Source organism: Microcoleus sp. K5-D4, from assembly GCF_036704575.1.
Classification (GTDB): domain Bacteria; phylum Cyanobacteriota; class Cyanobacteriia; order Cyanobacteriales; family Microcoleaceae; genus Microcoleus.
In genome coordinates, this window is sequence record NZ_JAUBSD010000028.1 from 37,780 (window position 1) to 63,229 (window position 25,450).

Annotated in this window: 22 protein-coding genes; 11 read left to right on the plus strand and 11 right to left on the minus strand. The window is 44.6% G+C overall.

The window, feature by feature from the left end; translation table 11 throughout:
* Positions 1-55 precede the first annotated feature (55 nt).
* Positions 56-199 (minus strand): chlorophyll a/b-binding protein, encoded by a 144-nt coding sequence (locus QUA77_RS11560; protein WP_015176459.1) that lies wholly within the window; start codon positions 197-199, stop codon positions 56-58.
* A gap of 754 nt (positions 200-953) precedes the next feature.
* On the opposite strand from QUA77_RS11560, the gene QUA77_RS11565 reads away from it, so the two are divergent.
* The 3 genes from QUA77_RS11565 to QUA77_RS11575 all read left to right on the plus strand — a co-directional run bounded on the left by QUA77_RS11565 (position 954) and on the right by QUA77_RS11575 (position 3,410).
* Positions 954-1,715, plus strand: a complete 762-nt coding sequence (locus QUA77_RS11565; protein ID WP_333038713.1) for an NYN domain-containing protein — start codon at positions 954-956, stop codon at positions 1,713-1,715.
* 334 nt (positions 1,716-2,049) lie between these two features.
* Positions 2,050-2,763 (plus strand): ribonuclease III, encoded by a 714-nt coding sequence (gene rnc, locus QUA77_RS11570; RefSeq protein WP_333038715.1) that lies wholly within the window; start codon positions 2,050-2,052, stop codon positions 2,761-2,763.
* A gap of 218 nt (positions 2,764-2,981) precedes the next feature.
* Positions 2,982-3,410 (plus strand): DUF1824 family protein, encoded by a 429-nt coding sequence (locus QUA77_RS11575; RefSeq protein ID WP_333038718.1) that lies wholly within the window; start codon positions 2,982-2,984, stop codon positions 3,408-3,410.
* Positions 3,411-3,680: 270 nt separating this feature from the next.
* Here the strand turns inward: QUA77_RS11575 and glgA are convergent, their stop codons facing one another.
* The 4 genes from glgA to hemC all read right to left on the minus strand — a co-directional run bounded on the left by glgA (position 3,681) and on the right by hemC (position 7,685).
* The gene (gene glgA / locus QUA77_RS11580; RefSeq protein WP_333038719.1) at positions 3,681-5,108 is read right to left on the minus strand and encodes a glycogen synthase GlgA; all 1,428 of its coding nucleotides are present in this window, start codon (positions 5,106-5,108) and stop codon (positions 3,681-3,683) included.
* Between the two features lie 41 nt (positions 5,109-5,149).
* Positions 5,150-5,320: a hypothetical protein gene (locus QUA77_RS11585; protein WP_333038722.1), complete on the minus strand. Its 171-nt coding sequence runs from the start codon at positions 5,318-5,320 to the stop codon at positions 5,150-5,152.
* Between the two features lie 208 nt (positions 5,321-5,528).
* Complete coding sequence (locus QUA77_RS11590; protein ID WP_333038725.1) at positions 5,529-6,356, minus strand: trypsin-like peptidase domain-containing protein; 828 nt, start codon at positions 6,354-6,356, stop codon at positions 5,529-5,531.
* Between the two features lie 357 nt (positions 6,357-6,713).
* A complete protein-coding gene (hemC, locus tag QUA77_RS11595; protein ID WP_333450221.1) occupies positions 6,714-7,685 on the minus strand; it encodes a hydroxymethylbilane synthase in 972 nt (323 codons plus the stop codon).
* A gap of 240 nt (positions 7,686-7,925) precedes the next feature.
* Here hemC and QUA77_RS11600 point away from each other — a divergent pair, with 240 nt between their 5' ends.
* Positions 7,926-8,069: a hypothetical protein gene (locus QUA77_RS11600; protein ID WP_333450222.1), complete on the plus strand. Its 144-nt coding sequence runs from the start codon at positions 7,926-7,928 to the stop codon at positions 8,067-8,069.
* Between the two features lie 189 nt (positions 8,070-8,258).
* Here the strand turns inward: QUA77_RS11600 and QUA77_RS11605 are convergent, their stop codons facing one another.
* Complete coding sequence (locus QUA77_RS11605; protein ID WP_333450223.1) at positions 8,259-9,263, minus strand: hypothetical protein; 1,005 nt, start codon at positions 9,261-9,263, stop codon at positions 8,259-8,261.
* Between the two features lie 145 nt (positions 9,264-9,408).
* On the minus strand, positions 9,409-9,969 hold the full coding sequence (locus QUA77_RS11610) for a hypothetical protein (RefSeq protein WP_333450224.1): 561 nt from the start codon (positions 9,967-9,969) through the stop codon (positions 9,409-9,411).
* 190 nt (positions 9,970-10,159) lie between these two features.
* Between QUA77_RS11610 and QUA77_RS11615 the strand changes: the two genes are divergently transcribed.
* Positions 10,160-11,245, plus strand: a complete 1,086-nt coding sequence (locus QUA77_RS11615) for a T4 RnlA family RNA ligase (protein WP_333450225.1) — start codon at positions 10,160-10,162, stop codon at positions 11,243-11,245.
* Between the two features lie 209 nt (positions 11,246-11,454).
* Positions 11,455-12,303, plus strand: coding sequence for a phosphatase domain-containing protein (locus QUA77_RS11620; protein ID WP_333450226.1), 849 nt, complete (start codon positions 11,455-11,457; stop codon positions 12,301-12,303).
* 228 nt (positions 12,304-12,531) lie between these two features.
* Here the strand turns inward: QUA77_RS11620 and QUA77_RS11625 are convergent, their stop codons facing one another.
* Positions 12,532-14,067 carry a mercuric reductase gene (locus tag QUA77_RS11625; RefSeq protein ID WP_333450227.1) on the minus strand — a complete coding sequence of 512 codons (1,536 nt, stop codon included), beginning with the start codon at positions 14,065-14,067 and terminating at the stop codon, positions 12,532-12,534.
* A 16-nt stretch (positions 14,068-14,083) separates the two neighbouring features.
* On the minus strand, positions 14,084-14,815 hold the full coding sequence (locus QUA77_RS11630) for a TVP38/TMEM64 family protein (RefSeq protein WP_333450228.1): 732 nt from the start codon (positions 14,813-14,815) through the stop codon (positions 14,084-14,086).
* Between the two features lie 77 nt (positions 14,816-14,892).
* Between QUA77_RS11630 and QUA77_RS11635 the strand changes: the two genes are divergently transcribed.
* Positions 14,893-15,921: an isochorismatase gene (locus QUA77_RS11635; protein WP_333450229.1), complete on the plus strand. Its 1,029-nt coding sequence runs from the start codon at positions 14,893-14,895 to the stop codon at positions 15,919-15,921.
* Between the two features lie 170 nt (positions 15,922-16,091).
* Complete coding sequence (locus QUA77_RS11640) at positions 16,092-16,580, plus strand: hypothetical protein (protein WP_333038743.1); 489 nt, start codon at positions 16,092-16,094, stop codon at positions 16,578-16,580.
* Between the two features lie 235 nt (positions 16,581-16,815).
* On the opposite strand, the gene QUA77_RS11645 is transcribed toward QUA77_RS11640, so the two are convergent.
* Entirely contained in the window at positions 16,816-17,838 is a 1,023-nt protein-coding gene (locus tag QUA77_RS11645; protein WP_333038746.1) for a cysteine peptidase family C39 domain-containing protein, read from the minus strand.
* Between the two features lie 436 nt (positions 17,839-18,274).
* Between QUA77_RS11645 and QUA77_RS11650 the strand changes: the two genes are divergently transcribed.
* Both QUA77_RS11650 and QUA77_RS11655 read left to right on the plus strand, forming a co-directional pair.
* Positions 18,275-19,729, plus strand: a complete 1,455-nt coding sequence (locus tag QUA77_RS11650; protein ID WP_333450230.1) for a methyl-accepting chemotaxis protein — start codon at positions 18,275-18,277, stop codon at positions 19,727-19,729.
* A 711-nt stretch (positions 19,730-20,440) separates the two neighbouring features.
* Positions 20,441-21,898, plus strand: coding sequence for a CHASE3 domain-containing protein (locus QUA77_RS11655; protein WP_445302073.1), 1,458 nt, complete (start codon positions 20,441-20,443; stop codon positions 21,896-21,898).
* 81 nt (positions 21,899-21,979) lie between these two features.
* Here the strand turns inward: QUA77_RS11655 and QUA77_RS11660 are convergent, their stop codons facing one another.
* The gene (locus tag QUA77_RS11660; protein ID WP_333450232.1) at positions 21,980-22,165 is read right to left on the minus strand and encodes a hypothetical protein; all 186 of its coding nucleotides are present in this window, start codon (positions 22,163-22,165) and stop codon (positions 21,980-21,982) included.
* Positions 22,166-22,579: 414 nt separating this feature from the next.
* Here QUA77_RS11660 and QUA77_RS11665 point away from each other — a divergent pair, with 414 nt between their 5' ends.
* On the plus strand, positions 22,580-25,345 hold the full coding sequence (locus QUA77_RS11665; protein ID WP_333450233.1) for an HAD-IC family P-type ATPase: 2,766 nt from the start codon (positions 22,580-22,582) through the stop codon (positions 25,343-25,345).
* Positions 25,346-25,450: the final 105 nt, after the last annotated feature.

Sequence of the window (25,450 nt, forward strand, 5' to 3'; positions counted from 1 at the left end):
TGCACTTATTATGGGGTTAATCGCCTGAATTTCAGCTATTGTGCAGTTAAGCTGATTACATCAAACCGATTTGAGAGAGAATGCCTTGACCGGTGAGGAATTCGGTAGCTAGACCGATAACGAAGCCCAACATTGCCAAACGGCCGTTCCAGGTTTCAGCAAACTCAGTGAAGCCAACTTTTGCGTCTTTGTTTTCCATGACCAGAAACCTCGTTTAATTTCAACCTTATGTAACTAAACTTAACACAGCAGTACAAAGTTTGCAACATATTTTTACATTTAGTGTTCAAATGCCGGAGATAAGCGGGATCGGCCCGCAGGGAGAGGGGTTCGCGGGGGGAGGGAGAGAAGGGTTTTTATGTGGGAACGGTCGATCGGTGTCAGGTTGGCGAAAACCTTGGTGAGATGTCTAAGGATGTAAGAAAATTATTTTGAGTTAATACTTGACATCCAATAATTAGAACGCTAGCCTAAAAGCACAGCTAAAACTAAATATCGCATTCAAAATCAAGGAATGTTGATTGAGTCGTCTTAGCTACACGGTTTATACAACTGGGGCAAGTTTCTAGCACCCCGTTGAGCGGAAAGTAAGTCTAATGTCGTTTTAACAAGTTGATACAAGTTTGAGAAAATCGAAACATTATTGAGTTCCATTTCCCTGCGCGGAATGTGAGTCTAATGTCGTTTTAGCAACTTGATACAAGCTTGAAAAAATCGAAACATTATTGAGTTTCATTTCCCTTCAACGGGCTGCTACTAAACTCGTTCCAGTTATGTAAACCCTGTAGCTAAGACGCTAATCAAATCCCTACAAAATTACAGTGTTTTGTGGTAACAGATTGTCCTTTGCCGAGATGTTCATTTTTGACCAAATCCACAGGCAACGTTCCATTAATGCTAGATGCGTGATATGTCGAGGCTGTCCAGTCAACCTCTTTGTAGGACATAATCAAATGAAGGAGCAGTTGCAGGCTTTAGTTTCTATTTACATCGATCTTCAGAACGCAAACTCAATTAAACATCTAGGTAGTCAATTGCTAGAATTTGCCAAAGTTGAGGGGAGCTTGATTGACGCAAAAATCTACTACAATTCACTCTGTCCCGATCAAGTCTCTGCAAAAAACAAGCTGCAAAGCCTTGGTTTTAAATGTATTGATGTTCCCTGTCCTCTAAAAAATAGTGCAGATAACCAATTGATGGCTGACTTTGTTAATGATCTTTACAGAAATCTGCCTCCCGATACAGCTATCCTTGTATCAGGAGATGGGGACTTTGTAAACTCGGTTCGCAATTTAAAAGATCGTGGCAAAAAAGTTATAGTCTTTGCTCAGCGAGGTAATGTTAAACAAAAGCTGAAAGAACTTGTAGGTAGTGATTTTCACTTTCTTGATGAATTGCCTAGCTTGATAGTAGCCAAAACTCAGCAGCAAATAGAAAATGTTCAGTGTCATCTCACTTACAATGAGGCTGTTGAGTATTTGATCGAAGCTATCAAAACAGCATTAAGCAAAGGGAAGGGTACAGGATTAGGTTTTATTAACAACCTAATGTTGCAGCTTTTTCCCAAGTATCAGGGAGTAACTTTTGTCTGCCAACATCAGGGAAAAACATTTTCACGCTTTAGCGAGTTGGTTAAGGCTGCCGTGAAAGATGGAAAAATCAGATTGCAGGATCAGCAATTGTTTGTAATAGAAGCAGACAGATTATCTGCATAAAGTTGCACAATCCGCCAGGGAATGAATTCCCTGTCTAATAGCTAAAGTCGGTTAAAACCGACTGACATACAGTTAAAAAAACACAATTATCAGTCCTCTTTAGAGGACTTTAGCTATGAGCCAGGGGTTTTAACCCCTGGCGGACTGGCGGGCTGACGGGGTAACGGACTAATAGTATAACCGCCCAATATCTGTTAAAATTCACCTCGCTGCAGATAGCAAAAATCTAGTTTATTTGATAAACTAGATTCTCCAAACCAACCGCTATCTGCGGCTCTTTCATGTCCACATAATAACACCAAACTCCACAAACAATAACCCTTACAAAACTCCCATGCCATTAACTAATCCAACACAAGAGATAGAAATAACCCTTCCCGAATTCCACCATGAAAAACTGCTGCGCCAAGCGCTCACCCACCGTTCCTACGTCAACGAAAACCCCACATTCCACGAAGAAGACAACGAACGCTTAGAATTTCTCGGCGATGCTTTGCTGACTTTTCTCAGCGGCGAATATCTCTATCAGCGTCATCCAGAAATGGGAGAAGACCAACTGACTCGCCGACGTTCTGCATTAGTAGATGAAAAACAATTAGCCAGATTTGCTACTGAAATAGGTTTAGACTTAAAAATGCGGCTCGGAAAAGGAGCTTATCGAGAAGGTGGGATTACTAATCCAAATTTGCTCAGCAGCACTTTTGAAGCATTTATTGGCGCTTACTATCTCGACACGCAAGACATGAACAAAGTTCGCCAGTTTGTGCAACAAATGTTTGATTCTGTTCCCGAAAATGTTGTGGAAACTCGATCGACTGTAGACTCGAAAAATCGCTTTCAAGAATGGGTACAAGCCAACGGTGACACGACTCCCCCTAAATACGTGACAGTTCAAGCAGGAGGCACACCCCACAAGCCGGAATTTCTCGCTAAAGTTTATGTCGCAGAGAAACTCTATGGAGAAGGTAAAGGCAAAAGCAAAAAAGATGCTGAGAAAAATGCGGCCGAAGATGCGCTAGCAAAGCTGAAAAAACGCGGACTGATCTAAACTTGAAAACATCGCTAAAAACTACTAGCTTTTTTGTGGATTCGGGCGTTGGCTAAGCCATTGAAGACGATCGCCCGAATTGATTGCCAGAGCACACAATCGGCTATAATCAGGACTTGTGCAAGTGTTACCGCCGTCGATTGAGGGTTGCAATGGCAGAAATTCGTTGACGAGTGCCCGATTGTCGATCGTAATTTTGGGAAATATCAGAGCAATTCATGTCTACTCACAACCCGACTACCCTAACTGTTGAAGAAGCACAGCAAATCCTCAAAGATTTCACTTGTCTGGATATGCAATCTGTAGCATCGCCGCTGGAAAAACAGGCACTCCGTCAAGCGATTTTGCTGGTAGCAAGTTTGTCGGATTATCAAATGTTGGGAGTGTGCGCTTCTTCGACGGATGAGGGTTTTTTAGCTTTAGAAGCTTATTTGAAAGCTTTGGGATATCAAGTTGTTTTAGATCCCAATGCTGTCTCGACCTTTGCTGGTTCGGTTTATATTAAGTTCAATACTTTGAAGGGTTCGTATTATGTTGACGGCTATCCCGGAACTTACCGGGGCGTTTTGATTTCTTGTCAATCTTCCTCAGAAGATGGAGTTAGTGGAACTTACGGTCATTTACCTCTCGATTTATTTGTTGATTAATTTTTCAGTAGTCAGTAGTCAGTAGTCAGTAGTCAGTAGTCATTAGTTAGTAGTCAGTAATCAGTAGTCAGTAGTCAGTCGATCGATTAAATTGAATCAAAAACCGACTGAAAGCATCCAGGATACAAGCCACCGGACTCATCCGTGATGTCAATGCTTCAATCTAAAATCTAAAATCGATTGACTGATGCACCTTACTAAGCTGTAGGGTGCGTCAGCCAGCCCTTCGATTCAGTTGAATCAAACACCGACTGACGCAGCTTACTAAGATTAACCCTTACCAACGATCAATTCTGCCTCTGGTGCCGGTGCGGTTTCTTCCGGCGGCAGTCCCAAAATATCGCTGTACAAGTTGACGTATTTCCGGGCCGAAATATCCCAGCTAAAATCTTCTCTCATGCCGCGCTGTTGCAGTTCTCTCCACTTATCTTTGTAGCGGAAACCTTCCCAAGTTCTGATCATGCAGGTGAACAAGTCGAGGGGTTCGTAGCGATCGAAACAGTAACCTGTACCGGTATTGTCGATCGGGTTGTTGTGGGAAACGGTATCGACTAAACCGCCGGTGCGGCGAACCATTGGCACGCACCCGTAGCGGAGGGCGAGCATTTGGCTGATGCCGCAGGGCTCGAAACGGCTGGGCATCAGGAAGCTGTCGCAGCCTGCGTAAACGCGCCGGGAGAGGGCCTCGTTGTAAAGTAGTTGGGTGGACATCCTACCGGGATAGCGGGCTGTCATTTGCCAGAGTTGGGTTTCGTAGTAGCGATCGCCCGTTCCGAGTACAATAAATTGAGCATCGGTATAGGCCATGAACAGATCGAGCATTTGAATTATCAAATCCAATCCCTTCTGTTCTACCAGCCTTGTCACCATGCCGATCAAAAAGGCATTTTTATTTACTTCCAAACCGACTTCTTCTTGCAGCGCAATTTTATTAGCGGGGCGCTTTTCAATAGTATCAGCACTAAATTGTTGATGGAGGTACTTGTCAGTTGCTGGATTGTAAGATTCTGTATCAATTCCATTCAAAATGCCCGATACTTTACCGCCGAGGTAAGACAGCAAACCTTCCAAAGTTTCCCCATAAGCTGGCGTTTTGATTTGCTCGGCGTAAGTCGGTGAAACTGTATTTACTCGATCGGCAAACTGTACTGCGGCAGCCATTGTATTGTGACCTTGCATATACCAAGGACACCAAGTCATCTGTTCCAAACGCCAGCGCCATGGCCCTTGATAAGCTAAATTGTGAATAGTAAAAACCGTGCTGATATCGGGGTCTTGGCTCATCCAAACAGGTATCATCCCCGTATGCCAGTCGTGACAGTGGATAATTTGGGGCTTCCAATGATTCCAGGCAAATTCAGCCGCAGCATTGGCAAAGAAAGTGAACCTCCAATCTTCATCTACACCGCCGTAAACGCGACGCGGCAAGAAAGATGGATGTTGTAATAAGTATAAAGGTACATCGGTTCCCGGCAAAACAGTTTCAAACACCGAGAAGCTTTGGAACATGGCAGACCCATCCCAAACAGGTTTTTTGGGAACGTCCATTTTGTCGGGGACGAAACCGTAGTAGGGCATGAAGATGCGGACATCGTGGCCCATGCGCCGCAGAAATTTCGGCAAAGCGCCGACGACATCGCCCATACCGCCCACTTTGGCGAGGGGTGATGCTTCGGCGGATACAAATAAAATACGCATTATTTTTTTGTGTTCCTTGAGATTGTTAGTCTAGATTAAGTTTAAAGGGCGAGCGGCACAATATTAACGCGCCTGCCAAAAACAAGTATAAATCTCAGTTGCTGTAGCGATCGCAGTTTACTCAAGAAGGCGATCGCCCTTTTTCCATCTGCGTCGCTGTGCGGTGAAAAAAATAGCGATCGCCGGGACTCCCCTCCCGCGACAATTTTCACGTTCTAATCAAATTTATATGTCACTTTCTGAATAACGGTAAACATAAAAAATGGTATGCTGTTTGAGATTTTTTACGCATTAGTAAAACTGAAGGCAAAGGCATCAGTAATGTAATTCAGTATGTAATTAAGGAAATAGCGATCGCCTTTTCCATCCCCTCTCATAAAAAGGGCGATCGCCCGAATGACATATTACATAAACTCCCGACTAATTCTGAGAATTTTCCTCAAAAGTCTCCTCAAATCCCGCTAGAAAATCATCCAAAGCTTCAGAGGCGATCGCCAAATTAATATTATCAGCATCTTCCCATCCCCACGTGTTCACCCCAACCACTTGACCGGCCATATTAATCAGTGGGCCGCCGGAATTTCCAGGATTAATCGCCGCATCAGTTTGCAACACCTTCACCTCACCAACATCATCTTCGTCGTCATCGCCTTCTTCATATTCCTCGGGTTCGCGAATTGCACTCACAATACCTTGAGTTACAGTTGAAGCAAACTGCCCCAAAGGATTGCCGACGGCAATTACTCTATCTCCTACTTTCACATCAAAAGACAACTCTAGGGGAGGATATTCTTGGGGAGAGTCCACTTGTTCCCCTGTGTTCGGGTCGAAGGTAAAATCGCTAATTAAGAGTAATGCTAAATCTTCTTCAGCATTACCAGTAAACACCACCTCGGCCAATCTCAATTTTCCGTCGTGAGTTTCGACTAAAACCTGTTCGATTTCATCTTCTTCATAGAAGTAATCTTGATCCGCAATATCTTCTATAACGTGATAGTTCGTGACAATTATGTCCGGCGATACAAAGAACCCGCTTCCAGAAGAAATCTCTTCTTCTGTATCCCAATCCATGACGTAAATTGACACTACCGACGGCAAGACTTGCTCGACTACATCCGACAAATTTCCTGGTTGAGTTTTGAACTCTTTCAATTGCTTCTGCAAAGCTTGTTGGTCGGCCTGCATTTTGCTATACAGTTGCTGAACCTTTTTCAATTCCAGCTTTAATTGAATTTCTCTAGCGCTCATATTGGGCTTTTACCTGAAATAAATTGCTGATTAATTTTGGGTGTTTGATTGTAGATTGTGGATGGGTAGGTTAAGAATTATAAGACTTACGAAAAAAAACCGGTTTTTACCATAAATCTTGGGCTATACAGCGAGACTTACATCAGAAACCGGGTTGCTTAACACCCGTGCGGAGCGTCCTAAATTAGTCAGATATTTTTGAAATCTATCGCGCAAGTCCTACCTAAAATCCCATCAAAAATCTACAACCAGACTGCTACTCTACCTGTTTTGCCAAAGCAAACCGCCTGTTATTTTTATTTTACAAAAGGCGATATATCACGTCTAAAAGCATTGACAAAGAGATGCGGATTGGTTTTAAGAACCGCGCTGAACTTGGACAAATATTTCCTCCAAAATTTCACTAGCTCCCTGTTGGCGCAAGCGGTGAGCGAGGTCAATTCCGATCATTTCAGCAGTCTCGGCGGCGCCGGAAACACTATCTTTGACGAACCGCTTGCCGTCGAGACTCGATACCATTCCGGTTAAGGTTAATTGACCGTTTTCTATTTTGGTATTGACGCCGATCGGCACTTGACAGCCGCCTTCTAATTCCCGCAGAAATGCGCGTTCTGCATAACATCTTTGGGCGGTTTCCGAGTGTTCGAGAGCTTTAATCACTTCCATGATTTCTGTGTCTCCGGCGCGGCATTCGATGCCCAAAGCACCTTGTCCGACGGCATGAAGGGAAATTTCAGCAGGGATAATTTGGTGGATGCGATCGCCCATTCCCAATCTTTCGAGGCCAGCAACTGCTAAAATAATCGCGTCGTAACCGCCCTCATCTAATTTAGCGAGTCTAGTATTGAGATTGCCGCGAATATCTTTAAATTCAAAATGAGGGAAATGATGCCGAAGTTGAGCCAGCCGCCGCAGGGAAGAAGTGCCGATTACTGAACCTTCTGGGAGGGTGTCGAGTTGCTTGTCTTTGTGCTTGGAGTGAACTACCAGGGCGTCAGCGGGATTTTCCCGTTCGGTGACGCATCCTAAAATTAAACCTTCGGGCAAATTGGTAGGCAAATCTTTGAGGGAATGAACGGCAAAGTCCGTTTCATTGTTAATCATTCCCGTTTCTAATTCTTTGGTAAAAAGTCCTTTATCGCCAATTTTAGCGAGGGCGACATCAAGAATTATGTCCCCTTGGGTGGACATGGTGTGGACTTCAAAAGTGTGTTCCGGGAAGTGTTTCTGTAGCTGTTCTTGCACCCAGTGGGTTTGCACGAGAGCGAGTTGGCTTTTGCGGGAACCGATGCGAACGGTTCGGGAAGGGGCAGATGTGGTTGGAGACATAAGATCGATCGGAGGATAGCTTGAAATCAGCCAATATATTCACCTGATCTAGCGTACCGCAGGTGGGGACTTTAATTGCTGGTTGGGATAATTCGGGCGATAAAATAGAAATACCAGATTTTGACCGCCTGTTTGAAAAAAGGATGCAACGGTAGGCAAGCTCCAAACCTTTACATAATAAGCCCTTGCCAATCAAAAATCCAAAATCAAAAATCAAAAATGGTATGACGGCCCGTAGCAGTGATTCCTGATGATGTTTCCCATCCAGCAGTGGGCGTCGCTGGCACGGGGGCGAGCGACATTCCTAAGCAAAGGCGGCAGGCGATGTACGATTTACCTAGGGTAGAGCCGGATAAACCTGGTTGGCATGAGGAGTTAGCTTAGCTGCCGCGAGAAAGAACTAGCTCAAAAGTGGCGATATTTGGGGAGAGAAATGTAGTTGCGAGGGGAAAAAGGCGATCGTATTTATTTGTAGCAGCTTCGTTGACCAAAGGGCGATTCCCTACCCTGCGGGAAGCCACGCGCGTTCGGGATAGCTTCGCTCGCGGGTACCTTTTCCATTTCCCGCAAAATTTAACGTTGCCCTGCTTGAAGAGCAGAATTTGCTATCTGGACAACTTCTTGCTGCCGTGCGTTTTTCCTTGTGACTCGGTACAGCACCCCCAGCCTTTGCCACTCAACAAAAGCAGTGCAGTAAGCACCGCAATTATTGAAATAAATCCCCCTGAATCCGCCCGCCAATTCAATGCTTCTGTTAGTATCCTGCGGCAATTGCGAAGGAGGCGAAAACGGTTCATTTCTTTTAGCTTCGATTGTGCCGAAATAACAAGCTCCCGCGCGGCATCCTTTGCCTAAATACATTCCCACAATGTAACCGTCGGCCCCCGCTTGCACATCAAAATCAAGTTGCTGAATGTCTGATAAAGGAAGCCTACTCGGGAGAAAAACAGGCACTCGCGTTTTGCCTTTGATTTGTCTAAAGATGTTACTCGCAGGAAAACGACTGTTAGCTTGGTTTGCACCTGAGTTATCGGGGATTGGCGTCAACTTTTGCACAAAATTCCTCCACTGCACAACTCTATTTTTAGCAATGTTAAAAGTGGGAATAGAGTATTTTTCTAGAGCAAAAGAAGGGCGACCAGTTTTCAGGTTGAAGCTGCGGCGAATCATTGTAATTTCTGGTTTACCTAACCCGTAAGCTGTGGCTATGGAACGGGCGAGATTGCAGCTAATTTTGAAGCGTCCCATCTCAATATTGCCATTTTCGGCTTGATAAGACCAATTGTAACCCTCAGAAGCACGAGCGCGATCGCACAAAAAATGAGAAATCTCAAACATCTTGGCAATATGAACATCGTACAACCGCAACTTGCGGCTGCCGGCAGATTTTGCAGTGTTGCGATCGGGTACAATAAATTGTATCGGTTGCCAGCTATCTTCAGGGGAATAATTAAACCAGCGGATTTCTGTAATCGGGAGTTCAGTCCTTGCTAACGCTGAGTTTGGTGTCAAAGGTGCGATCGTAAAAGCAGTCACCACACAAGCAAAAATTGCCGCAAATAGCCATCTTCTCCTCATCCTGATTTCCCCCGAAGTAGGTAAGCGCAAAAAAATATAGCATCTTGTAAGGGGCGAGTGCGAGTTAAGATATATCATACAATAACGGTAAGGTGCGCGCTTACGCACCCTACATATAGAAGTTGTGCCTCCCCGACTGCCAAACTTAACGCTTCCCAGCTTTAATAGCAGAATTTCCTATTAAAATTAAATCCGATTCTCGTCCGTTCTTAATGGCGACGGTATACATAAAACCCTGAGTTTTCCACTGAAGAGTTGCTGTGCAGTAAGCCCCGCAACCGTTATGATAAACTCCTTTCACTCCGCCGGCAAGTTTGACATTTTTTAACGTCTTAGTTACCCCTTCTAGTTTTGTAGTAAACTCCCCGCCTTTTTGACCTAAAATTGACCCAAAAGAGCAAACTGTCGTACCGCCACAATCTGCTTTATAATCGATTGAAATAGCATAGCTGTTTGCTTGTGCTGTAGTTGGATAGTACATTTTTTGCGAAAGCGGAATCCTGCTGGGAATAAAAATAGGCACTTGCGTTTTGCCTTTTAATTTTTGCAAAATTTGACTTACCGGAACCGCAGTGCCTCCTTGAGCAATTTGTGTTGTTCCCGATTGTCGCTGCGACAAGTGCGAAGATCCAAAAACAACCGATAGAGGTACTAAAGCAGTTAATACACCAGCAGAAGTAGCCAAAAGTAATAATTTCTTCTTCACGATTTTTTGCCTTAATATTCCAAGAGTTTAGTTGGGCGGCGAACCGCATTCACTTATGTACAACCTTAATTCAAAATACCAAATTAACACTCGCTTTTCCGGGAGAAATGTTTTTTGACTATCTTGAGAAGGTTGCCAGAATATGAAGTCATCTATAATATAGAGAAGGCGAGCAATTTAGGAGTCGATCGTGGAACTGCAAGAGTATTTGCGCCAGCACGGATTGGAAAGTTTGTCCGAAACTTATCATATCAAAGTTACCCGCCACCGCCAATATCCAGATTTAGTCTGTCTGAAATACTCGCAGATAGAATCTCCCCTAGGCGAAAAAATAGTTCAGCAGTGCCGAGGCATTATTTTAGATTCATCTCAAGATTGGCAGATAGTTTCTTATCCCTACGACAAATTTTTTAATTACGGAGAAATTCACGCCGCTGCAATTGATTGGAGAAATGCCAAAGTTTATGAAAAACTAGACGGTTCTCTGACTGTACTGTATTTTTACAAGGGAGAATGGAGAGTGCAATCTAGCGGCACTCCCGACGCCGCCGGCGAAGTTAACGGTTTTGGGTTCAGCTTTGCGGAACTTTTTTGGAAAGTCTGGCAAGAATTGCGATATCAATTGCCACAAGAAACCGACCAGTGTTTTATATTTGAATTGATGACGCCTTACAATAGAATAGTTGTCCAGCAACAAAACAATCAAATCGTGCTGCACGGGGTTCGCAACACTCAAACGCTGCTAGAAACAGACCCGAGTATTTGGGCCAATAAATACGGCTGGGAATTGGTCGCATCCTATCCTTTAACTAGCTGGAAAGAAGTTATCGAAGCGGCTCAACATTTAGATCCGATGGATTCGGAAGGGTATATTATCTGCGACGCTAACTTCAACCGAGTTAAAGTTAAGTCTCCGCAATATGTCGCGATTTCCCATCTCCGCGAAGGGTTTTCGACGCGCCGCCTGATAGAAATTGTTTTAACTAATGAAGGAGAAGAGTTTTTAGCTTATTTTCCTGAGTGGAGTGAGTTGTATCAAAAAGTTAAGGACAAATATCAATCTTTGGTTGAAGAAATCGAGGAAGCTTACCGACAGCACGAACATATCGAAGTTCAGAAAGATTTTGCATTAGCTGTGAAACATTTGCCGTATTCCGGGATTTTGTTTTCTTTGCGGGCCCGAAGAGTTGCGGGAGTGAAAGAAGCTCTCCGTGATGTTACGATCCATAAAATAGAGGAGCTATTGGGTGTAGATTACATCCATCTAGGTTTGTAGAATAAGGAAGGCACTCTAAGAGAGTTTGACACGGATACACGGATTAATGATCGAGCGTGAGGCAAATGTTTAAGAAAGAGGGAAGAGGGAAGTTCGGGAACGGATTATGTAACGGATGTAACGGATGTAACGGATGGAATGAAGAGGTAAGTATTTAAACAATGCCCAATTCCCTATGCCCAATTACCAATTACCAATTACCAATTACCATGAAAAGAGTTATTGTACTTGTTGGTTTACCTGCTTCGGGAAAATCTCAATTTGCTAGGGAATTACTGCTGTCGGAACCTGCAAAGTGGGTGCGTAGCAATAAAGATTTGCTCAGAGAAATGGCTCACGCTTCTCATTGGTCGCCGGCGAATGAAAAGTTTATTGTGCAGTTGAGAGATACGATTATTTTGATGGCTTTGGAAAGCGGCAAGCACGTCATTGTTGATGATACTAATTTCGGGTCTCACATCGAGCATATCAAGGAGTTGGTTAAAGGTAAAGCTGTTGTGGAAGTTAATGATTCTTTCTTGCAAGTTCCGGTAGAGGAATGTATTAAACGAGACTTGAAAAGGCTTAATTCGGTGGGCAAAGATGTGATTATGAAGATGTACAATAAGTACGTGCGGGTTCCCGTTTTGCCGCCGGAATATAACCCGGATTTGCCGGATGCAATTATTGTTGATATGGACGGCACGCTGGCACTTCTCAATGGCAGAAATCCTTTTGATGCTTCGACGTGCGATCGCGATTTGCCCAATCAGCCCGTCTTAGATACCGTTCGCAAGTGGCAGTCCAGCGTTAATATCATTGTAGTGTCGGGCCGGACGGATGATTGTCAGCCTCAAACTGAAAAATGGTTGCAGCAGTACGAGGTTAATTATGCCGCTCTTTATATGCGGAAAACCGGAGATATGAGGAAGGATGCGATTATGAAGGAAGAATTTTATCGGCAGCATATTGCAGGGAAATATAATGTTAATTTTGTGTTGGACGATCGCCAGCAAGTTGTTGATATGTGGAGAGGCTTGGGATTGACGGTATTCCAAGTAGATGAAGGGGATTTTTAAGGCAGGGTTTGTTTGCGCGGGCGATATCCCAACTCCTAATGCTACACTCAAAGTAACCCGGAATTGAGCTAATTCATCTGCGTTAATCTGTGTTTATCTGCCCTCATCTGCGGTGAAAAAAAGATAATTTCTCGGGCCGCAGATGACAAGGGATTCACGCTGATTCACGCAGAGGTCGAGAAGAGAGATACGAAGAATTCCGATGCTACCAGATTTGAGATTATTTACTTATCGCGTCCAAGCCAGCCAGCGGTTAAACAAATTTTTCACAAACGGAGTCAAACGAGTGCGATTGTAAGCATCTCCCGCTTTCCGAATTGCATCAGCTTGTGTCGGATACGGGTGAATTGTGCTAGCAATTTTTCCTAAACCAATATTGTTAACCATTGCTAAAGTAATTTCGCTAATCATATCCCCAGCGTGGCGCGCTACAATAGTTGCACCTAATATTTTATCGCTGCCTTTTTTGACGTGAATTTTCACAAATCCTTCCTCTTCGCCGTCAATAATTGCCCGATCGACTTGACTGAAAGGAATTAAAAATGTATCGATATCAATGCCTTTTTCCTTAGCCTCGTGTTCCCCAATTCCGACGCGCGCAATTTCCGGGTTTGTGTAAGTACACCAAGGTATCGTCAAAGCGCTGAGCTTTTTGCGTCCGAAAAATAGAGTGTTTTGAATTACCATTCTCGCGGCAAAATCAGCAGCGTGAGTAAATTTATGTTTCATGCAAATATCGCCGGCGGCATAAATGCGGGGATTAGTAGTTTGCAAATTGTCGTTGACAAATACGCCTTTCTGTGTATCGTATTCAACTCCGATCGCCTCCAGATTCAATCCTTCGACGTTGGGCGATCGCCCTGTACTCACAATAATTTCATCTACTGTTACCGATGCTTCATTATCTTGACATTTATAATAAATTACTTTGCCTGCATTTGTTTTCTCAACGCGCTCTATTTGGGATTCTAGTATTAGTTGAATTTCTTCGCGTAGAAAAGCCTGCTGCACGATTTTAGCAGCATCCGCATCTTCTTTGTCTAAAATCTGAGCATTTTTGTGCAGCAATACGACTTCCGAACCCAGCCTGCGGAATGCTTGAGCCAATTCGCAGCCGATCGGCCCTGCGCCAATTACGGCCAAACGCTGCGGTTTTTCCGTGAGGTTAAAGACAGTTTCATTGGTCAGATATCCAGCTTCTTGTAAGCCGGGAATTTGTGGTTGTCGCGCCCTTGCACCTGTGGCAATTACTGCTTTTTTAAAGCGGAGAGTTTGACCTGCAACTTCTACTGTATTGTTGCTAGTAAAACGACCAGAACCTAAAAAAACATCAACTCCTAATTTGTACTGGTAGCGTTCAACAGAATCAACATCGCTGATGCCCGCCCTGATGCGGCGCAGCCGTTCCATCACAGCGGCAAAATCCACTTCTACACTGTCAGAAACATTAACTCCAAATTTACTTGCTTCCCAGATATCGCCGACAGTGCGAGACGATCGAATTAAAGATTTTGAAGGCACACAACCGACATTCAAACAATCGCCGCCCATCAAATGTTTTTCAATCAAAGCAACTTTCGCGCCCAAACCTGCTGCACCTGCAGCAACAATTAATCCAGCGGGTCCCGCGCCAATTACTACTAAATTATAAGAACTAGCTGGCTGGGGATTTACCCAATCGGAGGGATGCAAATAGGAGACTAATTTCTGGTTGTGTTCGTCCATTGGGGGGACTATTACGGGATCGACTTTTGACTCCGGCATTCGCAAATCCTCCTAATTAAATACTTTCTTCCAAAGCTTTGCTGGCTATCCGAGTGACAAAGACAGTAACAGTGACAGTAGCAATAAAACCGAGGATATTGATCGCCCATTTTGCTGCTTCTGTGTGGGGACTTGTGGACTGACATATCGCGCCTATCGCAGCAACCTCTCCCACCAAAGAACCGGAGTAAACGTACATGATTGTACCCGGTATCATGCCCAAGGAACCCAGCACGTAATCTTTCAAAGAAACTTGAGTAATTCCCAGAGCGTAATTCAATAAATTGAAAGGAAATAAAGGACAAAGACGAGTCAAAAAAACTATTTTTAATCCTTGTTGAGAAACGGCGCGATCGAGAGCTTTAAACTTGGGGTGAGATTCCATATATTTTACCACGCGATCGCGGCATAAATAGCGCCCGATCGCAAAAGCAAATACAGCACCTAAACTGGACGCCGCAAAAACGTAAACAGAACCCCACCACAAACCAAAAATCGCCCCCCCTCCCAGCGTCAGTACCGAACCCGGTACAAACAGCACAGTAGCTAAGTTGTAAGTAGCTACAAAAGCCACTGGCCCCCACCACCCTAAATCCTCAATCTCCATTAACAGAGTTCTCAAAACATCTTGAACGTAGGCAGATCTAGTTGCTACAATCAAGAGAGCAAGCAAAATTGCGACCGAAAAAAACAACACTATGCGTTTAAATTTTACCCTAGCATAATCTTGGATTCGTTCTTTTGCCATGATTCACCCGCAAAGATTTATCAGCATTATACTCCAAACTTAAATTATTACTGTAAACTAGCCTAAAAGCGATTGTCATGACACCAAAAGCCCAACTTCCAATTCCCGAACATTTTGACCCCAAAAAATTAGGGGAAGTCTGGCGAGTCCCCTACCGAGAACGAGCCGCCCAAGCGAAAAATTGGGCAACTCAGCACAGCATTCAGCCAGCATCCAGCGACAAAAACCGCATTTGTTTGCTGATAATTGATGCCCAAAATACCTTTTGTTTGCCCGAATTTGAACTATTTGTTGGCGGGCGTTCCGGTAGCGGCGCAGTTGATGACAACCTGCGGCTGTGCGAATTTATTTACCGCAATTTAAATGCAATTACAACCATTGCGCCGACAATGGACACCCACACCGCCATGCAAATTTTTCATCCAATCTTTTGGATCGACGAAGCAGGCGAACACCCCCTACCAGCCGCCACTTCTATTACACTCGAAGATGTCCAAAAAGGCATTTGGAAAGTCAATCCCGCCATCGCCCACAGCATCAGCGGAGGGAATTTTTCAGCACTGGAAAAACAGGTTTGCCACTACGTCAAAAAACTCAGCGCCGATGGGAAATATCCCCTGACAATTTGGCCATATCACTCGATGCTGGGTGGCATCGGACACGCGCTGGTTTCGGCGGTCGAAGAAGCAGTATTTTTTCATACTATAGCCCGCAACAGCCAAGCACTTTTTGAAATCAAAGGCGGGAATCCACTGACAGAAAACTATTCGGTTTTGCGGCCCGAAGTTTTAGATGGATTCGACGGCAATCCAATTGCGGAAAAGAATGCTAAGTTTATTGATAAATTACTCGATTTTGATGCAGTAATTATTGCCGGACAAGCCAAAAGTCACTGCGTTGCTTGGACAATTGATGATTTGTTAACGGAAATTTTGGCGAGAGATCTGAATTTGGCAAAGAAGGTTTATTTGCTGGAAGATTGCACTTCGCCTGTGGTGGTGCCGGGTGTTGTTGATTTTACGGAACAAGCAGATGCAGCTTATCAAAAATTTGCGGCGGCGGGAATGAATATTGTTCAATCTACTCAGTTAATTCTGGGCGATTAAAGACGCTTGTTTTCTGTTGGGTTTTTCAGTGCCAAAAAAGTATACATTATCAATCCTAGGCGATAATTTTTGTTTGTTTGGCACTCTGCTGCGATCGCATTTAACTGATTACTTATGATATCATATCCGATAAATCACTTGCGAGAGAAGCGTAGTTAAGGAGTTTCCCGATGACTGAAAGCGAAATTTATAGTGTTGTTTTGTTTCGGGAGGCGAGTATGCAAGCAATTTCAAAACTCTCGGTGGGCATCGCCACGACTATTCTGAGCACAGTTGTCACTGCAACCCAAGCCTACGCAGTTCCCGTAACCTACGATTTCACCATCACTGTTACCAAAGGCGGTTTAGCGGGGAATTCATTCAACGGTTCTTTCAGCTACGATGATGCCAAATTGAAGGGAACGGGAGTAGAAGAATTGGGAATTACTGACGGATTAACGACCTGCCTAAATTACCTTGGACGCACTTATCGCGAAACCGATGATACCAGTTATCCTACCTTTCCCACACTCAGATTTGAGGATGGCAAGATCACGCAACTAAACTTTTGGATTCAGCCGAATCAGCGAGTTAATTGGTGGAATTTACCTGGATGGGAAGTCAAGCTGTCTGAGCCTAAAATGGGCGATTCAACTGTTCCCAATTGTCAAAAACGGTGAGGCGTAGCCAAGGTGCGATCGACGGTAAAAATATAGGAGGAATTAGATGCAACTGCCTACGCTTACGGTAATTTCATGCAGCCACGCTACCAAGGTGCGAGCGTCGATCATCTGCTGGGGCGATCAAATTTTTGCGAGCGCTATCAACGAATGACTCAAAGATTGTTTGAAAAAACCGCATGATTCCTCTTCCCTGTCGGTCAAGAGTTCCTCTGCGGTTGACGATTTTCCATAACTATTTCCCATCCAGTCTGGGGACTTCTTGCAAAAAACTGCCGCTCAACATTAATTCAGTCATCCGGTCTAACTTACCGCTGACTTTTAATTTTTTATCGGTTTGAAAGCGCTCGATATTTGCTTTTAAATCGCCGCTATTATATCCTAATTTACTCAAATAGTCCATAGCTTGTTTGTCACTTAACCAGATATCCGCAGAACGAAAAATCGGCACGTATTCCTCCCGCCAAATCTGGGCAAAAGTTGCCCTATCTAAATAGAAAATCCTGCCCCGCGCCGGGTCTCCAATTGCAGCAATACTGTCATTCATTCCCAGCAAAGCCACCGCGTGCGGTAGCTTCCGAGGGCCGTCAAACAGCCAAACTGCTAGCACTCCGGGGCGATTAATTTGCTGAATTTGCTCCCAAGTCGGCGCCAGTTCGATCGCATTTACGCCTAAAGCTCTTGCTGCTATAATTAACTGCGGCATCGAAGTTCCCAAGCGACTCGTCCCGGCAAAACGCGCTACACTCGATTCCGTCGCATCGATTCCCCAACGCCTTAACACTGTTGCTAGGGCCGCCGGCGCGCAACTGCTGTTAGATGTTTGCCGAAATACACCGTTTGGCTGCAAATTATCTATTAAATCAGCGTAAATTGGCGCCATAAAATAGTTTTCAGCGCCTGTAAATCCTCCCAATCCCAACAAGCAAATTAAAATTACTGCGATTACTTGGGGTCGCGCTGTCAACCAACTTATACTAAACCCAATACCGCAGACTCCCATCAGCATTACTCGTAGCAAAGTCCAAGTAACTCGCATCCCGTGAAAGCGCCACTCGATCGGCAAAGCTGGCATTTGAGGCAGATTTAGAGCCAGTAGCAGCAAGGCAATATAAAAACCCAAAAACAGCAGGGCGATCGAATTTCTGCCCTTAAACAAATCGTTAGCCGTCACTCCCGATCGAACTAACACCCGCCCGAACCGCATTCCCCAAACAAACAGCACCGAACCCAGCACCAGCGTCACTACTATTTCCATGAACTCAAAATTTTGTTGCTTAACTAGGTTGTAACATTTATGCGATCGACTTGAACCCCAATCAATAGTAGGAGAGAGGAAGAGTGGGAGAGAGGAAGAGTGGGGGAGAGAATTTGACGATGTTTGGGTTTGGTTCCTGAATTTCCCGCTACAATCGAATAAACAGGATTTATCCAAAATCGAAGCAGGCGAAATAACCATCAATCCTAAAGACTTTGATTTGCATAGCTTGCTCGATATTAAGTTTTTTCAAGTTTTTCTTGATGAGTCTGAGTCAATGGTTGAGAATCAAATAATTCAGCGACCTAACCCAACAGGAGATATTGCCATGTTTGCCAACTTAAAGCTGAGAAACCCGGGGCGACTCGGATCGGCAGTTCCCATTGTTTTGAAGGGGATTAATTAATTTATTTTTAAAACACAGGAACAAATTAAGATGATTAACTTCAAAGCCACCAAATTAAGAGAGCGTATCCTGTGGGGATATTCCATACCGATTTTGCTTTCAGTTGGAGCTGCTACTTTGGTTTTTTTTAATGCTAAAGAAGTAGAAGAAAAAGCAAAGCTGCTAAATAATTCTCATGCTGTTGTTATAGATTTGAAAGAGCAACAGCTAGGATTTGCAGGTATGCAAAAAGCTGCTCGCGGGTATTTTTTGGCAAAAAATAGCGATTTCTTAACTGAATACAATGAAGCGGTAAACAGCTTTGACCAATTCTATCAGGATTTACTCAAGCGGGTTCAAAACCCACAGCAGCGTCAGCGGCTAGAGGAAATGAATGTCTTACAAGATCAGATAGACAAGGGCTATAACCAAGCCTTTTCTTTGGTTGAGCAAGGTAAGCAAGAGGATGGACTTAACTTATGGAAGAGCCAAATTGTACCAAAGCTTCGTCAGGTTGATGCTATAGCTAAGGAGTTTCAAAGAACCGAGGAAAGTAATTTATTAGCTCAAGAAAATAAACAGATTCAAGCTTTGCAGTTCCTGAGTACAGTGGTGATTTTAAGCACTGCTTTAGCTGCACTTACGGCAATTGCGATCGCTCTGTGGATTGCTTCAGGCATTGCAAAGACAATGAATCAGTCAGTCAATATGATTGTTAGTTCTTCCACAGAGATTGCGGCCACAGTTGAACAACAGGAACGCACAGCCGCACAGCAATCGAGCTCTGTAAATCAAACTACAATCACAATGGATGAGTTGGGCGCGGCTTCCCAACAATCAGCCCAGCAAGCCCAAGCGGGTGCGGAATCTGCACGGCAAGCTTTAAAGATCACTGAAAAGGGAACCCTAGCAGTGGAGCAAACACTGGAATCGATGATAATATTGAAAGAAAATGTCGGGGCGATCGCGGCACAAATTCTGCAATTGAGCCAACAAACCCATCAGATTGGCAATATCTCTACTGATGTCACAGATTTAGCAAATCAAACAAATATGCTGGCACTGAATGCCTCAGTAGAAGCAGTCCGGGCGGGTGAAAGCGCCAAAGGTTTTACTGTCATAGCCACAGAAATCCGCAAACTAGCAGATAAAAGTAAGAAATCAGCCGAGAAAATTAACCGCCTAGTCGATGATATCAAGAATGCGATAAATTCCACAGTAACGGTGACAAAGGAAGGTACTAAAACAGTAGAATCAGGGACCAAAATCAGTCAAGAAACGGCAGCAGCTTTCTCGGAAGTAGCAAATGCTGTTAACAATGTGGTATTGAACAATCAACAAATTTCTCTAACGGCTCAACAACAAGCAGTTGCTATTAAACAAGTAGTGGATACTATGAACACCCTCAACCTATCGGCAAAAGAAACAGCTAGTGGTATTAGTCAAACCAAAGTAGGCACTCAACAATTGAACGATGCAGCCCAAAATCTCAATTCAATTGTCTAAAGGGTGCTCAGTGTTTTGGACTAAGAGACTAGCAATTGATAGCATTGAGTCATGAATTGATCTCGCTGCCCTCACAGCTTGTCAAACAGTCGGCATTGAAGTCAAAGTGTTCGCAGGCGAGTGCATCGCCAAAGCCAGGGCGATCGAATTTCTGCCCTTAAACAAATCCTCTTTTGTAACGGACGATCGAACTAACACCCGCCCGAAACGCATTGCCTAGACTAACAGCGCCGAACCCAGCACCAGGGTCACTACTATTTCTATAAGTTCAGAATATGCTCGCTTAACTAGGTTTTAACACGATCTGCGATCGACTTGAACCCCAATCAATAGTGGGAGAGAAGAAGAGTGGGGGAGAGAATTGGACGATATTTGGGTTTCGTTCCTCAATTTCTCGCTACAATCGAATAAACAGGATTTATCCAAAATCGAAGCAGGAAAAACAACCCTTAATTCTAAAGGCTTGACCTGCATCGCTTGCTCGACATTAACTTTTGTCAGATTTTTGTTGATGAGTCTGAGTCAATGGTTGAGTTAGTAAAGCAAGGAAAGCAAAAAAAAGCGCTGGAAGTTTTTCCCACGAAAAAAGGGGCATTAATTATGAATTAGTATTAGGGATTAAATAACTACTTGGGTGAAAAATAGCAGGAAATTATTGATACTGCAACTTACCCACAAAAGTCAACAACTAATCAAGGAGTAAAAAGGGAAATGTCGCCAAATACTATTCGGCTTAGTAAAGTAGTTCCGTTGGGCTTCGGGTCCATTTTTTTGTTAATGATTACCATCGGATTTGCCACTAAATTGAGTATGGATAATTTAGCCGAAGCTATTGAGTGGCAAACGCATACTTATGTAGTCAAGACAAATTTGCAAGCCATAGAAAAAGATTTAGTGGATGCTGAAACAGGACAGCGGGGGTTTATCTTCACTGGAAAAGAGGAATTTTTAGAACCTTATAAAAATGGTCAAGTAGCATTTTATAAAACAGTAAAGGAGACAAAAGAGTTAATAAAAGATAATCAGGAGCAAGTTAAAAAGTTGGAGCAAGTTGAAAATTTGGGTCAGCACAAACTAGATGAATTAGCGGAAACTATATCCCTGAAAAGGGCTGGCAAAGAACCAGAGCTAAGAGCCTTGGTGCTTTCAGGTAAAGGCAAGATATTTATGGATGAAATCAGGGATAAGCTGGCCGAAATGCTTAAGGTAGAAGATAATCTACTGGTTCAAAGAACAAAAGTAGCAAAACAGTCGGAGCAATTAGCGGCGATTGTTTCGATAGGAGGTACGATTGTTGCTGTAGTATTTGGTTCATTTATTGTATTATTTATTTTTGCTAAAATTATCCGACCAATCAATCAGGTAGCAAATACGATCGCCAGTTCTTCCACAGAGATTGCGGCCACAGTTGAACAACAGGAACGCACAGCAGCACAGCAATCGAGCTCTGTAAATCAAACTACAATCACAATGGATGAGTTGGGCGCGGCTTCCCAACAATCAGCCCAGCAAGCCCAAGCGGGTGCGGAATCTGCACGGCAAGCTTTAAAGATCACTGAAAAGGGAACCCTAGCAGTGGAGCAAACACTGGAATCGATGATAATATTGAAAGAAAATGTCGGGGCGATCGCGGCACAAATTCTGCAATTGAGCCAACAAACCCATCAGATTGGCAATATCTCTACTGATGTCACAGATTTAGCAAATCAAACAAATATGCTGGCACTGAATGCCTCAGTAGAAGCAGTCCGGGCGGGTGAAAGCGCCAAAGGTTTTACTGTCATAGCCACAGAAATCCGCAAACTAGCAGATAAAAGTAAGAAATCAGCCGAGAAAATTAACCGCCTAGTCGATGATATCAAGAATGCGATAAATTCCACAGTAACGGTGACAAAGGAAGGTACTAAAACAGTAGAATCAGGAACCAAAATCAGTCAAGAAACGGCAGTAGCTTTCTCGGAAGTAGCAAATGCTGTTAATAATGTGGTATTGAATAATCAACAAATTTCTCTAACGGCTCAACAACAAGCAGTTGCTATTAAACAAGTAGTGGAGGCGATGAACACCCTCAACCTAGCGGCAAAAGAAACAGCTAGTGGTATTAGTCAAACCAAAGTAGGCACTCAACAATTGAACGATGCAGCCCAAAATCTCAATTCAATTGTCTAAAGGGTACTCAGTGTTTTGGACTAAGAGACTAGCAATTGATAGCATTGAGTCATGAATTGATCTGGCACTCCTCCCAGCTTGTCAAACAGTCGGCATTGAAGTCAAAGTGTTCGCAGGCGAGTGCATCGCGAAAGCCAGGGCGATCGAATTTCTGCCCTTAAACAAATCCTCTTTTGTAACGGACGATCGAACAAACACCCGCCCGAAACGCATTCCCCAGGCTAACAGTACCGAACCCAGCACCAGCGTCACAAGTATTTCCGTCAACTCAAAATTTTGTTGCTTAAACTAGGGTTTTAACATTTATGCGATCGTCCGTGGGGAAGCGGAGGAGGAGGAGAGTGGGGGAATGGCAGCATTTTTCTTTTGCCTCCTGCCTTCTTCCCTCTTTCTTCAACCACACCTAAAATTGGCAAAATGTCAAGGGATTTTATCGACTTTTCCCCACTTTAGCCACCAAGTCCCAAACAAGATTTAGCGCCGGAAAAAATCCCCCAAATTTCTTGCCACAAACGGCCACATCGGTTGTAATATAGATGTAAGTCACAGCCCGTTAAAGTAATCAACCAACAATTAAGCCGCTCAATATATTCACGCTCCAACGAGCGGTGAGTTGTATTGAGCGTGCCTATTAAAGAGCGATCAAAGCTCGTCAGACACCCCAAATATTCAGGAAGAATCATGCCATCAAGATCCGCCAACGATGTAGACGTAGCAGAGCAATATTGGCACTACCTAGAAATATCCAAGGTTGCAACTATCTTAGAAACCAACCTGGAAAGCGGTTTAGAACCGACAGAAGCCAACCATCGCCAACAGAAATTCGGGCCCAACGAACTAACGGTTAAAGCAGGGAAACCAGCCTGGTTAAAATTTATCCTGCAATTTAACCAACCCCTCCTGATCATCTTGCTGAGTGCAGGTTTAATCAAAGCAGTGATTGGAGAATGGCTAAACGCTAGCGTAATTTGGGGCGTAACAACCACCAACGCTACTATTAGTTTCATCCAAGAAGCTGGAGCCGAGAAAAAAATTGAAGCTTTAGCCCAAGCTGTCACCACCGAAGCCACAGTCATTCGGGGCGGCAAAAAATTAAGAATTCCCTCCAAAGAACTCGTAGTCGGCGACTTAGTAATCCTGACTTCCGGCGACAAAGTACCGGCAGACTTGCGCTTAGTGAAAGTCCGCGACTTGCAAATCGACGAATCGGGACTCACCGGGGAATCTGTTGCGGTCGAAAAAGAATTAGGACAATCTGGAGACATAGTTCTACCAAAAGAAACGCCGCTAGCAGAACGGGATAACATGGCCTATGCCGGCAGTTTTGTCACTTTTGGCCAAGCTAGCGGCATCGTAATTGCGATCGCCAATAAAACCGAAACCGGCAAAATCTCCCAACTATTAGATCGCCACATCGACCTCACCACCCCCTTAACCCGCAAATTCAACCAATTCAGTCAAAACTGGCTGTTATTCGTGTTGGGAATGGCAACCTTGACCTTCGCCGTCAGATTGGGTAAGCCAGTCCCTGCGGGAGTTTCAGCCTTTAAAGAAGCTGTCGAACCCGCAGTCGCCCTGATTGTCGGTGCAATTCCCGAAGGCTTACCCGCCGTCATTACCGTCACCCTAGCCGTAGGCGTTTCCCGGATGGCAAATCGCCACGCGATCGTCCGCAAATTGCCCGCAGTAGAAACCCTCGGCGGCGCTACAGTCATCTGTTCCGACAAAACCGGAACCTTGACGGAAAACCAAATGACGGTGCAAGAAATCTATTCTGGTGGCGAATCCTACTCAGTTACGGGTACGGGATACAGCCCCGAAGGTGAAATTCAACTCAACCAACTGCCAATTACTGTCAGCCAAACTCCAACTTTGCAAGAATGTTTGCAAGCTGGACTCCTTTGCAACGACTCTCACCTGGAATTCAAAGACGATAATTGGATTGTCGTCGGAGATCCGACAGAAGGAGCGTTAATTGCTGTTGCCAAAAAAGCCGAATTGAGCCAGCAAATTTTGTCCAAGTCAATGCAGCGGCTGGATTCAATTCCCTTTGAATCTCAGTTTCAATACATGGCGACGCTGCACCGAACTCCCAGTGGCAAAATTTTGTACGTCAAAGGTTCCGTAGAATCAATTCTCGGCCGCTGCGGTTCCAGTCTCGACACTCAAGGAAATCCGGTAGAAGTCGATCGCGAACAAATTCACCATCAAGTCGATGAAATGGCAAAGCAAGGCTTGCGCGTCTTGGCTTTAGCAAAAAAGCCAGTACCCCAAAGCCAAAATTCCGTCGATCACTCGGATTTGGAGTCAGGCCTGGTTTTCTTGGGACTGCAAGGCATGATTGACCCGCCGCGGGCTGAGGCGATCGCAGCCGTCCAAGCTTGTCAAACCGCCGGCATCCAAGTCAAAATGATTACCGGCGACCACATCGCTACAGCCAAGGCGATCGCCCGCCGCATGGGATTCCGCAAAACGAAACACCACAGAGAACTTGTAGCCTACACCGGCGCTCAACTCGCCGAAATGAGCAAGCAGGAACTCGGCGAAGCTGTAGAAGCCGGCTCAGTTTTTGCCCGCGTCGCCCCCGAACAAAAACTCCGCCTCGTAGAAGCTTTGCAGCAAAAAGGCGAAATCGTGGCGATGACGGGAGACGGTGTTAACGACGCGCCAGCCCTCAAACAAGCGGATATCGGCATTGCGATGGGCAGCGGTACGGAGGTTTCTAAGGAAGCCGCGGACATGATTCTGACTGACGATAACTTTGCGTCGATCGAATCTGCTGTCGAAGAAGGGCGATCGGTTTACAAAAATCTGCTCAAAGCAATTAGCTTCATTCTCCCAGTCAACGGCGGAGAATCGATGACAATTTTGCTCAGCACGCTCCTAGGTCGAGAATTGCCGATTTTGTCGCTACAAATTCTCTGGCTGAATATGCTCAACTCCATCACCATGACTGTGCCTCTGGCTTTCGAGCCCAAGTCAGCGGGAGTGATGAAACAGCAGCCCCGACCGGTAAACGAAGCTTTTCTCACTGGAAATCGGATCAAGCGCATCATCGCTATTTCTCTTTACAACTGGACTCTGATTTTCGGAATGTTTGAATGGGTGCGCCAAGCGGATTGGGGAACTTTGGCACTGGCCCGCACGATGGCGATTCAAGCTTTGGTAATGGGGAGAATTTTTTACCTGTTGAGTCTCAGCCAGTTGTTGCCTTCTTTGATTGCTAAGTTTAGCGGTTCTAAGGAAGAAGTTAGCGGCGCTCCCGCTCTCGGTGTGGGAATTGTCCTGGCGGTGATTTTGCAGATCATCTTTGCTAATTCTCCGTTTGTCAATCGCATATTTGAGACGGCTCCAATGAACTTGGATCAGTGGCTGATTTGCTTCGGCGTAGCCCTACCGATGATCGGTGTTGCTCTCTGGGTCAACCGCTTTGACCCGCCCAACTAATCGAATTTGTAGGTACTGCGATCGATTAGTAATTTCGGGTGTTTAGAAACCGGGTTTCTTGAAGAAACCCGGTTTCTCTGTTTTACCGAAACTGTCAAGTTTTAG

Excerpts from the sequence above, each read along its gene's own strand:
- QUA77_RS11560 (WP_015176459.1), bottom strand. The coding sequence starts at position 199 with ATGGAAAACAAAGACGCAAAAGTTGGCTTCACTGAGTTTGCTGAAACC.
- QUA77_RS11565 (WP_333038713.1), top strand. The coding sequence starts at position 954 with ATGAAGGAGCAGTTGCAGGCTTTAGTTTCTATTTACATCGATCTTCAG.
- rnc (WP_333038715.1), top strand. The coding sequence starts at position 2,050 with ATGCCATTAACTAATCCAACACAAGAGATAGAAATAACCCTTCCCGAA.
- QUA77_RS11575 (WP_333038718.1), top strand. The coding sequence starts at position 2,982 with ATGTCTACTCACAACCCGACTACCCTAACTGTTGAAGAAGCACAGCAA.
- glgA (WP_333038719.1), bottom strand. The coding sequence starts at position 5,108 with ATGCGTATTTTATTTGTATCCGCCGAAGCATCACCCCTCGCCAAAGTG.
- QUA77_RS11590 (WP_333038725.1), bottom strand. The coding sequence starts at position 6,356 with ATGAGCGCTAGAGAAATTCAATTAAAGCTGGAATTGAAAAAGGTTCAG.
- hemC (WP_333450221.1), bottom strand. The coding sequence starts at position 7,685 with ATGTCTCCAACCACATCTGCCCCTTCCCGAACCGTTCGCATCGGTTCC.
- QUA77_RS11605 (WP_333450223.1), bottom strand. The coding sequence starts at position 9,263 with ATGAGGAGAAGATGGCTATTTGCGGCAATTTTTGCTTGTGTGGTGACT.
- QUA77_RS11620 (WP_333450226.1), top strand. The coding sequence starts at position 11,455 with ATGAAAAGAGTTATTGTACTTGTTGGTTTACCTGCTTCGGGAAAATCT.
- QUA77_RS11625 (WP_333450227.1), bottom strand. The coding sequence starts at position 14,067 with ATGCCGGAGTCAAAAGTCGATCCCGTAATAGTCCCCCCAATGGACGAA.
- QUA77_RS11630 (WP_333450228.1), bottom strand. The coding sequence starts at position 14,815 with ATGGCAAAAGAACGAATCCAAGATTATGCTAGGGTAAAATTTAAACGC.
- QUA77_RS11635 (WP_333450229.1), top strand. The coding sequence starts at position 14,893 with ATGACACCAAAAGCCCAACTTCCAATTCCCGAACATTTTGACCCCAAA.
- QUA77_RS11640 (WP_333038743.1), top strand. The coding sequence starts at position 16,092 with ATGACTGAAAGCGAAATTTATAGTGTTGTTTTGTTTCGGGAGGCGAGT.
- QUA77_RS11645 (WP_333038746.1), bottom strand. The coding sequence starts at position 17,838 with ATGGAAATAGTAGTGACGCTGGTGCTGGGTTCGGTGCTGTTTGTTTGG.
- QUA77_RS11650 (WP_333450230.1), top strand. The coding sequence starts at position 18,275 with ATGATTAACTTCAAAGCCACCAAATTAAGAGAGCGTATCCTGTGGGGA.
- QUA77_RS11655 (WP_445302073.1), top strand. The coding sequence starts at position 20,441 with ATGTCGCCAAATACTATTCGGCTTAGTAAAGTAGTTCCGTTGGGCTTC.
- QUA77_RS11665 (WP_333450233.1), top strand. The coding sequence starts at position 22,580 with ATGCCATCAAGATCCGCCAACGATGTAGACGTAGCAGAGCAATATTGG.